At 74.1% G+C, this 14,419-nt stretch carries 12 protein-coding genes; 7 read left to right on the plus strand and 5 right to left on the minus strand.

Annotated elements, in window-relative coordinates; all coding sequences use genetic code 11:
• The first annotated feature begins 35 nt into the window (after positions 1-35).
• The 3 genes from CG736_RS14340 to CG736_RS14350 are packed head-to-tail and all read left to right on the plus strand — an operon-like array spanning position 36 to position 3,414.
• Positions 36-971 carry an ABC transporter permease gene (locus tag CG736_RS14340; RefSeq protein WP_100586593.1) on the plus strand — a complete coding sequence of 312 codons (936 nt, stop codon included), beginning with the start codon at positions 36-38 and terminating at the stop codon, positions 969-971.
• Entirely contained in the window at positions 968-1,786 is an 819-nt protein-coding gene (locus CG736_RS14345; RefSeq protein WP_100586594.1) for an ABC transporter permease, read from the plus strand. The genes CG736_RS14340 and CG736_RS14345 overlap by 4 nt, the downstream gene beginning before the upstream one ends.
• On the plus strand, positions 1,783-3,414 hold the full coding sequence (locus CG736_RS14350; RefSeq protein WP_100586595.1) for an ABC transporter ATP-binding protein: 1,632 nt from the start codon (positions 1,783-1,785) through the stop codon (positions 3,412-3,414). Before CG736_RS14345 ends, CG736_RS14350 begins: the two co-directional genes overlap by 4 nt.
• Positions 3,415-3,517: 103 nt before the next feature.
• Here the strand turns inward: CG736_RS14350 and CG736_RS14355 are convergent, their stop codons facing one another.
• From CG736_RS14355 to CG736_RS14375, 5 genes are all read right to left on the minus strand, one after another.
• On the minus strand, positions 3,518-5,104 hold the full coding sequence (locus tag CG736_RS14355) for an AMP-binding protein (RefSeq protein WP_198520499.1): 1,587 nt from the start codon (positions 5,102-5,104) through the stop codon (positions 3,518-3,520).
• Positions 5,101-5,376: an acyl carrier protein gene (locus CG736_RS14360; protein ID WP_100586596.1), complete on the minus strand. Its 276-nt coding sequence runs from the start codon at positions 5,374-5,376 to the stop codon at positions 5,101-5,103. Before CG736_RS14360 ends, CG736_RS14355 begins: the two co-directional genes overlap by 4 nt.
• 95 nt (positions 5,377-5,471) lie before the next feature.
• Positions 5,472-6,152, minus strand: a complete 681-nt coding sequence (locus CG736_RS14365) for a Crp/Fnr family transcriptional regulator (RefSeq protein ID WP_157815580.1) — start codon at positions 6,150-6,152, stop codon at positions 5,472-5,474.
• Between the two features lie 414 nt (positions 6,153-6,566).
• A complete protein-coding gene (locus tag CG736_RS14370; RefSeq protein ID WP_100586598.1) occupies positions 6,567-6,797 on the minus strand; it encodes a ferredoxin in 231 nt (76 codons plus the stop codon).
• Positions 6,798-6,804: 7 nt separating this feature from the next.
• The gene (locus tag CG736_RS14375) at positions 6,805-8,004 is read right to left on the minus strand and encodes a cytochrome P450 (RefSeq protein WP_100586599.1); all 1,200 of its coding nucleotides are present in this window, start codon (positions 8,002-8,004) and stop codon (positions 6,805-6,807) included.
• Positions 8,005-8,193: 189 nt separating this feature from the next.
• Between CG736_RS14375 and CG736_RS14380 the strand changes: the two genes are divergently transcribed.
• The 4 genes from CG736_RS14380 to CG736_RS14395 all read left to right on the plus strand — a co-directional run bounded on the left by CG736_RS14380 (position 8,194) and on the right by CG736_RS14395 (position 14,171).
• Positions 8,194-9,543 (plus strand): alpha/beta fold hydrolase, encoded by a 1,350-nt coding sequence (locus CG736_RS14380; RefSeq protein WP_100586600.1) that lies wholly within the window; start codon positions 8,194-8,196, stop codon positions 9,541-9,543.
• A 591-nt stretch (positions 9,544-10,134) separates the two neighbouring features.
• Entirely contained in the window at positions 10,135-10,968 is an 834-nt protein-coding gene (locus tag CG736_RS14385; protein ID WP_198520500.1) for an enoyl-CoA hydratase-related protein, read from the plus strand.
• Entirely contained in the window at positions 10,965-13,238 is a 2,274-nt protein-coding gene (gene fabD, locus CG736_RS14390; RefSeq protein WP_100586601.1) for an ACP S-malonyltransferase, read from the plus strand. The genes CG736_RS14385 and fabD overlap by 4 nt, the downstream gene beginning before the upstream one ends.
• Before the next feature lie 60 nt (positions 13,239-13,298).
• On the plus strand, positions 13,299-14,171 hold the full coding sequence (locus CG736_RS14395) for a DUF6039 family protein (protein WP_100586602.1): 873 nt from the start codon (positions 13,299-13,301) through the stop codon (positions 14,169-14,171).
• The last annotated feature ends 248 nt before the right edge of the window (positions 14,172-14,419 follow it).

Consider the following 14,419-nt stretch of genomic DNA (forward strand, 5'->3'; position numbering starts at 1 on the left):
GCGGCGGCCGCGCCCCGCTCCGGCTTCCGAGGCTGATGGCACGCAGGCTGGCGGGCGCGGTCGGCACCCTGTTCACGGCCTCCGCCCTGCTGTTCCTGGCCGCGGAGGTGCTGCCCGGCGACGCCGCCGCCGCCTCGCTGGGCGGCGGGGCGGACGCCGGGCAGATCGCGCGGATGCGCGCCGAACTGGGCCTGGACCGGCCGCTGGCGCTCCGGTACCTGGACTGGGTGGGCTCCGCCCTGGACGGCGACCTCGGCACCAGCACCGTCAGCCACCGGCCCGTCGGCGAGCTGGTCACCGACCCGCTGCTCGACACGCTGCTGCTGGTGGTGCTGTCGGTGCTGGTGACGGTGGTGGTCGCCACCTCGGTGGGCGTCCTGGCCGGTCTGCGGCCCGGCAGCGCGCTGGACCGGCTGCTGTCGGCGGGCGCGGTGGCCCTGGTCTCGATCCCGCAGTTCGTGACCGCGAGCGTGCTGGTCCTGGTGTTCGCCTCGGCGCTGGGCGTGCTGCCCGCGGTGTCGCTGGTGCCGCTCGGCGGATCGCCGCTGGACGACCCGGCCGCGCTGGTCCTGCCGGTCGCGGCGCTGTCGCTGTTCTCCGCGGCCTGGGCGAGCCGGATGGTGCGGGCGTCCGTCGTCGAAGCCGGTCGGTCGCCGCACGTGGAGAGCGCCCGGCTGGCGGGACTCCCGGAGCACCGGGTGGTGTTCCGGCACCTGCTGCCGACCACGATCGGCCCGTGCCTGCAGGCCTTCGCCTGGCTGACCGGTGCGCTGGTCGGCGGCACGGCCGTGGTGGAGCGGGTCTTCAACTACCCGGGGCTGTCCGCCCCGTTGGTGAGCGCCGTGGTCAACCACGACACGGCGGTGCTGGAGGGCATCGGACTGCTGCTCTCCGGCGCGGTGGTGGTCAGCCTGCTGCTGGCCGACCTGCTGGACCTGGTGGCCGATCCGCACGGGAGCGTGGCGCGATGACCGACACCGCGACCGAGGCCCCCGCCGCCGCGGTGCGGCCGTCCGTTCCGAGGCCGCCGGGCCCGGGCCCGCTCCGCCGCGTCCTGACCGGCCTGCTCTGGCTGCCGGCCCTGGCCGTGGTGCTGCTGGCCGTGGCGGGCCCCTACTCGCCGCCGGGGCCCGGCCTGCCGCTCGGCACGGACGCCATCGGCCGGGACGTCTGGGACCGGTTCCTGGCCGGCGGACGCCCGCTGGTGGTCGTCCCGCTGGTGGCGACGGTCCTGACCACCGTGGTCGGCACGCTGCTCGGCGTGCTGGCGGGCTACCTGGGGGGACGGGTCGCGGCCGTGATGACCTGGCTGGACTCGCTGCTGCTCGCGCTCCCGCCGATCGTCGTCCTGCTGGCGCTGCTGCACGGCCTGGGCTACAGCGCCGGGACGCTGCTGCTGGCCGTCGCGGCGACCGGGGTGCCGTTCGTCTCCCGCATCTCCCGGGCCGCGACGACCAGGGTGGTGCGCACCGGATACGTCGACCAGGCCGTGGCGCTCGGCGACGGGCCGCTGTCCGTGGTCGTCCGGGAGATCGTGCCGAACATCCTCCAGCCCGTCCTCGCCGACGCCGGCACCCGGCTCGCGGTCGCCATCGCGCTCACGGCGTCGGCGGACTTCCTCGGCTTCGGGCCCGGCACCCCCAGCTGGGCGGCGATGGTGAGCGAGAACATGGAGGGGGTCACCCTGGTGCCCTGGGGGGTCGCCGTTCCGGCGCTGGGCATCTCCGTCCTCACGGTCGCGGCGAACCTGCTGCTCGACCGGCTTGCCGCGAAGGGCGCGTCGTGATCGACATCGCAGAACTCACCGTCGTGGACCGCGCGGGCCGGGCCGTCGTCGAGGACCTCACGCTGACCGTGGAACGCGGCGAGTCGCTCGGCATCGTGGGGGAGTCCGGCTCCGGCAAGACGACCCTGGCGCTCGCCCTGCTCGGAGCGCTGCGGCCCGGGCTGGCGGTGCGCTCCGGATCGGTGCGCGTCGACGGCCACGACATGCTGGCGCTGAAGGGCTCCCGGCTGCGGGCGGTCCGCCGGCGGACCCTGACCTACCTCGCCCAGGACCCGGCCTCGGCGCTGACGCCCACCCTCAGGGTCGGCGGGCAGATCGCCGAACTCGCCCCGGACCGCTCCGCGGAGGGCGTCCGACGGCGGCTGGAGGCCGTCGGGCTGCCCGGTGACGCCGAGTTCCGGCGTCGCTTCCCCCACCAGCTGTCGGGCGGCCAGCAGCAGCGGCTCGCCCTCGCCCGGGCGCTCGCCGGAGAGCCGGCGGTGGCCGTGCTCGACGAGCCCACCACCGGCCTCGACGTGCTCACCCGGCGCCTGGTGCTCGACGAGATCGACCGGCCGGCCCGCGAACGCGGCCTCACCCTGGTCTTCATCACCCACGACCTCCCGGCCGCGGCCCGGCTCTGCGACCGGCTCGTCGTCCTGCGGGCCGGCCGCCTCGTCGAACAGGGCCCCACCCTGCGGACGCTGTCGCGCCCGGCCGCCCCCTACACCCGGGCGCTGGTCCGGGCCGTCCCCGACATCGCCGAGGCCGGCCGACGGACGCCCGCACCGGAGCCGCCGCCCGGACCGGAGGCCTCCGCGGACCCCGGCGACGACCGGGCCCTGCTGGAGGTGCGCGGCCTGCGGGCCGGGCACGGCCGCGGCCCGGGACGGGACGCCCCGACGATGTCCGGGGTGTCGTTCCGGGTCGGCCGCGGCGAGTGCGTCGCGCTGCTCGGCGCCTCCGGCATCGGCAAGACGACGCTGGTCCGCTGCGTCAGCGGCCACCACCGGCCGGACGGCGGCGAGATCCTGCTGCACGGCGAGCCGATGCCGCCCGACCTGCGCCGCCGCACGCCGGCCCAGCGCCGCAGCGTGCAGCTGGTGCCGCAGGACGCGGTGGGCTCGCTGAACCCGCGCCGCCGGGTGGGGGAGGCCATCGCGAGGTCGGCCCGGGTGCTGCGCGGCCTGGACCGGGCGGCCGCCGCGGCCGAGACGGTGCGGCTGCTCGGACTGGTCGGGCTGCCCGCGGAGTGGGCGGGGCGGCTGCCCGGGGAGATGTCCGGCGGCCAGCGGCAGCGGGTCGCGATCGCCCGGGCGCTCGCGGCGGCGCCCGAGGTGCTGCTCTGCGACGAGGTCACCGCGAGCCTCGACGTCGGCATCCAGGCCGAGATCCTGGAGCTGCTGGAGAGCCTGCGGCGACAGCTCGGGCTCGGGGTCGTGCTGATCACCCACGACCTGGGCGTGGTCGCCAGGAGCGCCGACCGGGTGCTGGTGCTGGACGGCGGCGGCGTCTGCGAGGAGGGCGCGGTCGCCCAGGTGCTGGGCGCGCCCCGGCACGCCTGGACCCGGTCGGTGGTGGGGGCGATGACCTCGCTGCGCGACCTGACGGAGGGGCCCGCGCAGGCCGAGGTCGGCGCGGCCGACTGAGCGGAACGCCGGCGCCGGGCCCGGAACGCCGGCCCGAAGCACGACGAGGAAGGCCCGCCGAATCCGGCGGGCCTTCCTCGTCGTCCTTGCCGGAGCCGTCCGGTCAGGCCGGCCGGTGCGGGCCGGCCAGCCGGCGGACCGCCTCCTCCCGCAGCGCCATCCGGTCGATCTTGCCGTTCGGGTTGAGCGGAGCGGCGGCGAGCGGCCACAGCTGCCCGGGCAGCATGTAGGGCGGCAGGAGCTCGGCCAGCTGCTTCAGGACGGCGGCGGCGTCGAGTTCGGCCCGGCCGATCACGAACCCCGCCAGCACCTCGCCGCCGGGGCCGGGGACGGCGAAGACCGCCGCGTCCAGCCCGGGCACCGCCCGGCGGACGGCCCGCTCGACCTCGCCGACCTCGATCCGGTAGCCGCGCACCTTGACCTGGCCGTCCGTCCGGCCCAGGTGCACCAGGCCGGCGCCGTCCTGCCGCACCCGATCCCCGGTGCGGTACCAGCGTTCGCCGTCGAGGTCGACGAACCGTCCGGCGTCGTTGGCCGGGTCGAGGTAGCCGTCGAAGCGCTGGGGGCCGGCGACGCAGAGCTCGCCGACCGTTCCGGACACCTCACCGTCCTCCAGCAGCAGGTGGCGGACCCCGGGGAACGGCCGCCCGATGGGCACCGCCCGGTCCGGTCCGGCGGCGTCGGCCGGGTCCAGGCGGTGGCCGGTGCAGGCGACGGCCAGCTCGGTCGGGCCGTACAGGTTGTCGATCACCGCGTTCGGTGCGAGCGACGACCAGTGGCGGGCGGTCTCCACGGGCAGCGGCTCGCCGCAGAACATGGTGTACCGCAGGCCGGGCAGCGCCCCGGCGGGCAGCACGCCGCGGCTCTGCACGGCGGCCGCCAGGCTGGGGGTGGACGTCCAGAAGGTGATGCCCTGGCGGACGGCGACCCGTTCCGGCGCCAGGGCCTGGACGCGGTTGAGGACGGTCAGGCAGGCCCCGGACGCCCAAGCCGCCCAGACCTCGAACATCGACAGGTCGAAGGTCAGCTCGTACACCTGGCTGAACACGTCCCGCGGCCCGATCTGGTAGCGGGGCAGCACGGCCGTGAGGAAGGCGCCGATGTTGCCGTGCCGGATCGGCACGCCCTTGGGCAGGCCGGTGGAGCCGGACGTGAACAGGATGTACGCGAGCCGGTCCACCCCGTCGTTCAGCGGTTCGGCGGGTGTGCTCCCGTCCGGGGTGACGACGGCGGCGCCGTCGAGCGCGGCCGACTCCCGCAGGGCGGCGGCGACCTCGGCGGAGCCGGTGAGGCAGACCCGGACGGGGGCGGCGGCGGCGAGGTCGGCGACCTGGGCCGCACCGGCGGGGTCGACCACGATCGCGTCCAGGCCGGCCGCCGCGACGACGGCCCGGTTCCGTTCGACCGGGTACTCCGGGCCGAGCGGCACCGCGGTGGCCCCCGCGTAGAGGGCGGCCAGGAAGCCCAGATAGGCCTCCTCGGTCTTGGAGGCCAGGACGCCGACCCGCCGCGGGCGTCCGCCGCAGCCCGCGATCAGCGCTCCGGCCCAGTCGCACGCCGCACGGTGGAGTTCCGTGTACGTCCAGGACCGGCCGTTCAGGCGCAGGGCGGGGCCGTCCGGGTTGACGGCCAGGCCATCGAGGAACCACGCGTGCAGGGGCTTGACGCCCTGCCCCCGCGGGGCACTCACGCGGTCCCGCCGGCGGCCGCTTCCGGGCCGGTCGCGGGGATGAGGGGCCGGAGCGTGTCCCAGACCGTCCGGGCGGTGACGAAGTTGGCCGGTGTCACGGCCTCGTCGGGCAGGGTGAGGGCGTACTCGGATTCCAGTGCGGTGATCAGCCCGATCGTTCCCATGGAATCGAGGCCGTGGGCCGCGAGCAGCAGATCGGGCTCCAGCGAAAGCTCCGGTCGCAGGTGCGGAAGATGGCCTCGGATGACCGACTCGAAACGTGCGTCCCACATGGCGTAGGGCTCCTGTTGACGTGAAATTGGGTTGACAGAGCCGAGGTGCGTGCCGTCGGGGCGGTCCGGCCGCCCGGACGGGGCGCGGTCGGCGGTCAGGCGTGCCGGGCGTTGAGGTACTCGGTGAGGCGCTGCCGGTTGATGATCAGGCGGGACGTCTGCGAGATGTCGATGAGGCCGTTACATCGAAAGGTCTTGAGGAAGAGCCCGACCCGGGACCGGGTCGTGCCGACCATTCTCGCCAACTCCTCGTGGGTGATGCGCTGTTCGATGCGCGGGTGGTGCGGATCGCCCTTTCCGAATTTGTCGGCGAGATCGAGGAGGATCGTGCCGAGGCGTTGTTCGCTGTCGACCGTCACCAGATTGGTGATCGCCTGCTGCTGTTCGAACAGCCGGTGCGAGAGATAGGCGACGAGATCGCCGACCAAACCCTCCTCGGTAATGGTGTTGAGGAATCTCGAGTACGGCACGCGGAGGATGACGCTGTCCTGCATTGCGATGGTCGACTCCTCGCGGGCTATGCCGCAGCCGCTCTGCTCGCCGAACATTTCGCCCGGACAACATATGCGCAGCAGACACTCTTTCCCGCTGCGCGAGAACATGACGGTTTTGAGGCGCCCGCTCTCCAGGAAGTAGATGTTCTGGTCGGTGTCGCCGCAGCTGTATGCGTAGTCGTTCTTCTCCAGCACGATGCGCGTGCCGATCAGTGGGCCGGTCGTGAGGATATTTCGCAGTCGGCCGGTGAAGCCGCCGGACGTCGGGACGGCATACGTCATGCTCACTGTTCATCCTCCTGGCGTGATTTCGGCGCGTGGGGGTGGCAGGGGGAAGGGGCGGACGCCGAGCGAAGGAGGTTGCGCGGGGAGTGTGCCGCCGAATCTTCCGGCCGTGCTTCCCCCGTGCTCCCGTCTGGTTTTCGACAACGGCAGAAAGCATGCGCCGGCGCAGGGCACATGCCGCCGTACCCCCCCTTGCGGCTGATCGTGGGGCGAGCCTACGCCAGGCGCGACCTGCTGTGTAGTGAGCAATGGGTCTTTGTGTCAGCAAAATGTCAGCCGCATAACTCTGTTGCCGCTGCGGAAAGTTCTCCGGGGCGGCAGAAGGCGCGCGAGGGCAGCATTTTCGGGCCCCGGACTTGCCATTTCGGCGATTCCGGGGCCTGAAAATGCTGGGGCGGGCTCGGGCGGCGGTCAGCTGGGGGCGAGGACCTCGCCGCTGTCGGCGTCGAGGATGCGCAGGGCTTCCATCGGGCAGGACTCGACCGCGTCGCGCAGCGTCTCGTCCGGGCGGGTCTCCTCGGCCGACGGGACGGTCCGGCCGTCGACCACCTGGAAGTGGTCGGGGGCGATGCCGGCGCAGATGCCGGTGCCGGCGCAGCTGTGGCGGTCGGCCTCCAGCCGCCAGCGGGTGGTGTCGGTCATCGCCGGCTCACCACGCGATCGGCAGCTGCTCGGGGCCGCGGAACAGCCCGCCCGACTTCCACACGACGTCCTCGGCCGGGACGGCGAGGCGCACGTCCGGGAACCGTTCGAGCAGTGATCCGATCGCCACTTGCAGCTCCATGCGTGCGAGTTGGGCCCCGAGGCAGAAGTGGGCGCCGTGGCCGAAGGCCAGGTGGGGGTTCTTCTCCCGGGTGATGTCCAGCCGGTCCGGGTCGGCGAAGACCCGGGGGTCGCGGTTGGCGTTGACCGCGGCGGCCAGCACGCCCTCGCCGGCCCGCACCGTGCCGCCGCTCAGCTCGACGTCCTCGGTGGCGACCCGGGCGTTGCCGATGCCATTGCCCAGGGGGACGTAGCGCAGGAGCTCCTCCACCGCGCGGGGGAGCAGCTCCGGCCCCTCGCGGAGCAGCGCCAGCTGGTCCGGGTGGGTGAGCAGGGCGTAGACCATGTTGCCCAGCTGGTGGGCGGAGGTCTCGTGGCCGGCCACCAGCAGGGTGACCCCGAAGGTGATCAGCTCGTCCTCGGAGAGCCGGTCGCCCTCGTCGCGGGCGGCCACCAGGACGCCGAGCAGGTCGTCGTGCGGTTCGGTGCGGCGCGCCGCCACGAGCTGCGCGAGGTAGCCGCGGATCGAGGCGTCGGCCTCGACCGCCTCCTCCCGGGTGTACGCCGTGGTGGACATGATCACCGCGGACCAGTGCTGGAACTTCTCGCGGTCCTCGTACGGGACGCCCAGCAGGCGGCAGATCACCGTGATGGTGAACGGCTCGGCCAGGTCCTTGGTGAGGTCGCACGGCGGGCCCTTGCGCGCCATGTCGTCCAGCAGGCCGGCGACGACCTCCTCCAGCCAGGACTGCATCCGACCGATCCGCCGCGCGGTGAACGCCTTGGACACCAGGCGGCGCAGGCGGGTGTGCTCCGGGGGGTCGAGGCTCAGGATGGCGTCGCCGCGGCGGGCCAGCGGCGTGGTGCGGGGAGTGTCCTCACCGATCGAGGCCCGGCTGAAGCGCGGGTCGGAGTTGGCGGTCTTCACGTCCTCGTGACGGGTGACCAGCCAGCCTTCGCCGCCGTACGGAAGCTTCACCCTGGCGAGCGGCTCCGTCTCGCGGAGCTCGGTGAACTTCGGGTGGATGTCCAATCCGCTTACCCGGCCCTCGAAGGGGTAGGTGTGAACCCGGTCGGAATTCGTCATGCCGTGGGTACTCCTTCACTCCTGCCTGCGACACGGGTGCCGCTGCCCCGTGAGGCTGGTTGCCATGAGCATGCCCAAAGGTAGCGCGTGAACATTCCGCTTGGGGAAGGGCACGTTCCGGGTCGAGCACCTCGGGCTGCGGACCAGCACACCGCGCGGACGGCCCGGACCGCCGCTCAATTCTGAGCGGTGACGTACCGGGATGTACCGGAGGCTGAGGCGGCCGCGAACTGCTCGCCCACCGACAACCCCCGGGAACGGACCGCGTTGGACGCCACCGAACGACTCCTCGCGCTGCTCGACGCGGTGCACGACACGGCCGCCGAGGTGCGGGCCCGCTGCGCCGAGTACTTCGACCACCAGCCGCTGCGCCTGCGCCGGACGACCCTCGCGCGGTGCGCACCGGACCCGGACGCACTCGCCGCCCGCATCGGCGCCGGCTACCGGCTGACCGTGCGCACGGTCGACGACGAGGCCGAACTCACCGCCGTCGACCGGCTGGCGGAGCACCGCGCCGCCGGCGCCGGGCACACCCGCGCGGACGAGCTCGGGGCGGACGGCCGCCACGACGGCGCCGCCCTGGTCGACGCCGTGCGCCGGAGCCGGGACGAGGCCGACCGCAGGCTCCGCGAGGAGGCCGAGCGGTGCGCGCAGGCGCCGCCGCGGCGGGTCGGCGTGCTGGGCGGCGTCCTCGCCTACCGGGTCGCGGGGGAGCCGGACCCGCACCGGCCGCCGGTCGTCGTCCTCAACGCCCTGGGCATGGGGCTCGGGCCGTGGCACCGGCTGACCGCCCTGCTGGCCCGCCGCCACCGGGTGATCTCCTGGTCGCCGCGCGGGTGCGGGCCGCGCGAGCGCCCGCTGCGCCTGGCCGACCAGGTGGCCGACCTGAGGGCGGTGCTCAGCGCCGAGGGCGTGTCCGACTGCCACCTGCTCGCCTGGTGCACCGGGCCGAAGGTGGCCCTGGAGTTCCACCGGCGCGACCCCGGCGCGGTGCGCTCGATGGTCCTGCTCAACGGCTCGTTCCGGCTGCTGGACCGGCCGGACGATCCCGACACGGCCTACGAGCGGAACCTGGAGGCGATGTGCCGCGCCGTCACCGCCCGGCCGGTCCTGGCCGACGTGATGCGGCGGATGCTGGGCGGCGAACTCGGCGAGCGGCCGGACTTCACCGCCGAACCCGACCCGGGACGCTGGGCGGAACAGGTCCTGGCCCTGCCGGCCGAGGACCTCGCCGAGGACCTGCGCCGCCCCTTCGCCGACGGACCCACCCTCCTCGCGTACGCCCGGCAGCTGCTCGACTTCTGGTCCCGGGACCTGCTCGCGCACGCCGAGCGGGTGACCGTCCCCGTGCTGGCCGTCACCGGGGAGCTCGACCGGATCGCCGCGCCGGACCGGCTCGCCCGGGACATCGGCCGGTTCCCCGCCGGGCGGCACGTGCGCCTGCCGGGGGCGACGCACCACGCGCTCCACGACCGGCCGTACGAACTCGCCGCGCTGCTCAGCGAGTTCCTCGACCGGGTCGGACCCCGGGCCGACTGACCGCCCGTCACCGGTCGTCCGGCCGCCGGCCGAGCGCCCCGAACGGCCCGGGGCGACGCACCACGCGTTCCACGACCGGCCGTACGAACTCGCCGCGCTGCTCAGCGAGTTCCTCGACCGGGCCGGGCCCCGGGCGGACTGACCGCCCGTCACCGGCCGTCCGGCGCCGGCCGAGCGCCCCGAACGGCCCGGGGGCGACGCACCACGCGCTCCACGACCGGCCGTACGAACTCGCCGCGCTGCTCAGCGAGTTCCTCGACCGGGTCGGACCCCGGGCCGACTGACCGCCCGTCACCGGTCGTCCGGCCGCCGGCCGAGCGCCCCGAACGGCCCGGGGCGACGCACCACGCGTTCCACGACCGGCCGTACGAACTCGCCGCGCTGCTCAGCGAGTTCCTCGACCGGGCCGGACCCCGGGCCGACTGACCGCCCGTCACCGGCCGTCCGGCCGCCGGCCGAGCGACTCGAACCGCCCGCCACCTGCTCAATTGTGAGCGGCGACGCCGGGCCCGCGCCGCCAAGGTGTGACCGGGAACGGCTCCGGTGCCGTCGGCGGCAGCGTTCGCACCCGTCCCCACGACAGGAGGACCCGTGGACACCGCCACCCCGCCCGCCGGCCCCCCGCCGGGCCGCCCGTACCTGGCCCTGCGGGTGACCCGCGAGTCCGCCGTGCTGCGCGTCACCCTGGCCCGCCCCGAACGGCAGAACAGCATCGACGGCACCGTCCTGGCCGAGCTCGGGCACGCGCTCGACGAGGCGGAGGCGGACCCGACCTGCGTGGCGATGGTGCTGGAGGGATCGGACGGGGTCTTCTGCACCGGCCTCGACTTCGGCGCGGCGGCGGCCGGCGGGCCGACGGGCGAGGCGGCCGGCGGGGAGGCGTTCATCGCGCTCATGCGCAGGTTCACCACCGCCCCGGTGGTGGTGATCTCCTGCGTGGACGGCCGGGCGGCCGGCGGCGGCGTCGGCCTGGCCGCCGCGAGCGACTTCGTCCTCGCGACCGAGCGCAGCAGCTTCGCCCTGCCGGAGGCACTGTGGGGTCTGCTGCCGTGCTGCGTGCTGCCCTTCGTGATCCGGCGCACCGGCCTGCAGAAGGCGTACACGATGGCGCTCGGCACCCTGCCGATGGCCGCCGCCGAGGCCGAACGGTGGGGGCTCGTCGACGAGTTGACCGACCGTCCGGACGAGGCTCTGCGGCGCCTGCTGGTCCGGCTGACCCGGATCGACCCGGTCACCGTGGCCGAGCTCAAGCGGTACGTCCGGTCCATGTGGTTCACCACCGAACAGACCGAGGAGTTCGCGCTGCGCGAGTTCACCCGGGTGATGGCCTCGCCGGTGGCCCGGCAGCGGATCGAGAGCCTCACCACCAACCGGGGGCTCCCGTGGGAGACCTCCGCCCAAGCAGGCAGGAGTCAGCACCGATGACGGCACTGGTCTTCCCGGGACAGGGGTCGCAGCGCGCGGGGATGGGCGCGGACCTCTTCGCGCGCTTCCCCGAGCTGACGGCGCAGGCGGACGCCGTCCTCGGCTACTCGATCGAGGAGCTGTGCCGCACGGGCGGCGCGGAGCTCACCCGGACCGAGTTCGCGCAGCCCGCCCTGTTCGTGGTGAACGCGCTGTCCTGGTTGGCCCGGGCCCCGGAACTCCCCGCGCCGAGGTTCCTGGCCGGGCACAGCCTCGGCGAGTACGACGCGCTGTTCGCCGCGGGCTGCTTCGACTTCGCCACCGGGGTCCGGCTGGTGCACCGCCGCGGCGCCCTGATGGGCCGGGCCGACGGGGGCGGCATGCTGGCCGTGCTGGGCGTGCCCGCCGAGCGGCTGCCGGAGCTGATGGCCGGTGCGGACCGCGGGCTGGTCGACCTGGCGAACGTCAACTCCGCCTCGCAGCTCGTGCTGTCGGGGCCGACCGAGGTGCTGCGCGAGGTGTCGCGCGAACTGTCGCGCCACGACGGCGTGCGCAGCGTCCCGCTGAAGGTCAGCGCCGCCTTCCACTCGCGGTACATGGCGGAGGCGGCGACGGAGTTCGCCGGGTTCCTGCGCGGGTTCACCTTCGCGGACCCCCGGGTGCCCGTGCTGTCCAACGTCACCGCCGCGCCCTACGGGCCGGGCCAGGTCGCCGAGTTGCTCGGGCGTCAGATCGACCACCCCGTCCGCTGGCACGAGATCACCCGCCACCTGCTCGACCACGGTGTCGGGACGGTCGAGGAGATCGGCCCGGGCCGGGTCCTCAGCGGGCTCTGGCAGTCGGCCCGGCGGGCCGCGGCGGCGGGGGAGGACCGGACGGCCGGGGCCGCCGCGACCGCGCCCGCCGCGACGGCCCCGGCGCAGACCGGAGCCGCGCTCCGGGCCGAGGACCTGGGCTGCCCGGAGTTCCGGCGCGAGTACGGCCTGCGCCTGGCGTACCTCGCCGGGGCGATGTTCCGCGGCATCGCCTCGTCCGACCTGGTGATCCGGCTCGGACAGCGGGGCCTGATGGGGTTCTTCGGCGCCGGCGGCCTCGGCCTCGACCGGGTGGAGAAGGAACTGCTCCGCATCCAGGAGGCCCTGGGGGTGGACGGGTCCTACGGGATGAACCTGCTGCACTCCGTCGACGACCCCTCGTACGAGAACAGCGTGGTCGCCCTGTACCTGCGCCACGGGGTCCGCACCGTCGAGGCCGCGGGCTTCACCCAGCTGACCCCCGCCGTCGTCCGCTTCCGCTTCGCCGGCGCGCACCGCGACGCCCGGGGCGGGGCGGTGGTCCCGCACCGGGTGCTCGCCAAGGTCTCCCGGCCCGAGGTCGCGGCCGCCTTCATGGGCCCGGCGCCCGCGGCGATCGTCGACCGCCTGGTCGGGGAGGGGCTGCTCACGGCCGAGGAGGGGCGCATCGCCGTCGAGGCTCCGGTGAGCGAGGACATCTGCGTGGAGGCCGACTCGGGCGGCCACACCGACGCGGGCGTGGCGCTGACGCTGCTGCCCGCGATGATGCGCCACCGCGACGCGGCGATGGCCCGCCACGGCTTCCGACGCCGCATCAGGATCGGTGCGGCGGGCGGCATCGGCGCACCCGAGGCGGTGGCCGCCGCGTTCGTCCTCGGCGCGGACTTCGTGCTCACCGGCAGCGTCAACCAGTGCTCCCCGGAGGCCGGGACGTCCGACACGGTCAAGGACATCCTCGCCGGGCTCGACGTGCAGGACACCGCGTACGCGCCCGCCGGCGACATGTTCGAGCTGGGCGCCAGGGTCCAGGTGGTGCGGAAGTCCACCATGTTCGCGGCCCGCGGCAACAAGCTGTACCAGCTGTACCGGCAGTACGACGGCTGGGAGTCCGTCGACGAGGCGACCCGGCGGCTGGTGGAGGAGACCTACTTCAAGCGCCCGTTCGCCGAGGCGTGGCAGGAGACCCGCGCCCACCACCTCGCGAAGGGCCGGGCGGCGGAGGTCGAGAAGGCCGAGCGGTCGCCCAAGCACCTGATGGCGCTGGTCTTCCGCTGGTACTTCGCCCGCACCGTCAGCTGGGCGCTGGACGGCGATCCGGCCCAGCGGGTGAACTTCCAGATTCAGTGCGGCCCGGCGATCGGCGCCTTCAACCACGTCGTCCGGGGGACGGCGCTGGAGGACTGGCGCGCACGGCACGTCGACCTGATCGCCGACACCTTGATGACCGGCGCCGCCGACGTCCTGGGCCGGCGCCTCCCCGCTCCCGCGGCCCGCTAGGCCCTGGCGGACACCGCACCCCACCGAAGAACCGTCCGAGAACCACTCCGAGGAGTACAGATGACGCTCGACCCGAACCCGTTCCTCGCCCGGCAGCAGACCTCGGTGGGTGCGGACCTGCTCCTGCACTCGACCAACTCCGGTGCGGTGGTGAAGCGCTCCGCCCAGCTCAGGCTGGCGCACCGCGACGAAGGCCGCCGGATCGCGCTGCTGCAGGCGGAGTACGTGAACACCAAGTACGCCGGCGACGCGACGGTGTTCGTCTTCGACGAGAAGTTCGGCCGCCGCGACCGCCTGCACTGGATGATCCACCTGCGGTCGCTGGGCGGGTACCGCGCCGTCACGGCCCTGCTCGACGGAAATGAGGGTCCCGCCGCGGGGACGGGCTGGCAGGAGATGTTCCTCGACGCGTCGTTCGACGAGACGGCGCTTATTCCGCAGGGCTGGGGGATGTACGGCACGGACGCGGTGCTGCCGGACGGCACGCCGATCGCCGAGGCCACCCCGGACCTGCTGGTGGCGCCCGCGCAGCACCAGACCGGCATCACCGCCGAGCAGACCGTGAACTCCTCGAACGCCGGACTGGTCATCCACCGGGTGGCCCAGCCCAAGTACGCCTTCCGCGCCGAGGCCCGGATGTTCGCCCGCCGGATCACCGAGTCGATCAACACCCGGCTGCCGGGCATCGCCTCCTCCTTCCTCTACGAGGAGGCGTTCGGCCCCGCCGACCGGACGCACTGGCTGATCCACCTGAAGTCGGAGACCGCGTACTACGACCTCATCGACATGCACATGCGCATGGACGACGACGTGCGGGCCATCTACCTCGACGAGATCATCGCGCCCGAGAAGGGCGGCGGCACCTGGAACCGGATCTTCGTCGAGGGCAGCATGGGCGACGTCTCCTTCGCCCCGCTCGCCGCCTCGATCTGAGACCCGCGCCGGCCCGTCCTCCGCCGACGGAGCATCGGGCCCGGCCCGATCCGTCGCTGACGTGGCATCAGGCCCGGCCCGATCCGTCGCTGACGGGGCATCAAGATCGACCAGGCCCACGGGAGTCGGCTTCCGGGCAGCCCGCACTTTGCTCACTTCTGAGCTGAAGTGCGGGTTTTGTCTTTCTAGGCTTCCGCATGTCGGAGAACGTCGGACACCATCTGGCATCGAACTGGGGAGCACGGCAC

The organism is Kitasatospora sp. CB02891, assembly GCF_002803145.1.
GTDB lineage: Bacteria > Actinomycetota > Actinomycetes > Streptomycetales > Streptomycetaceae > Kitasatospora > Kitasatospora griseola.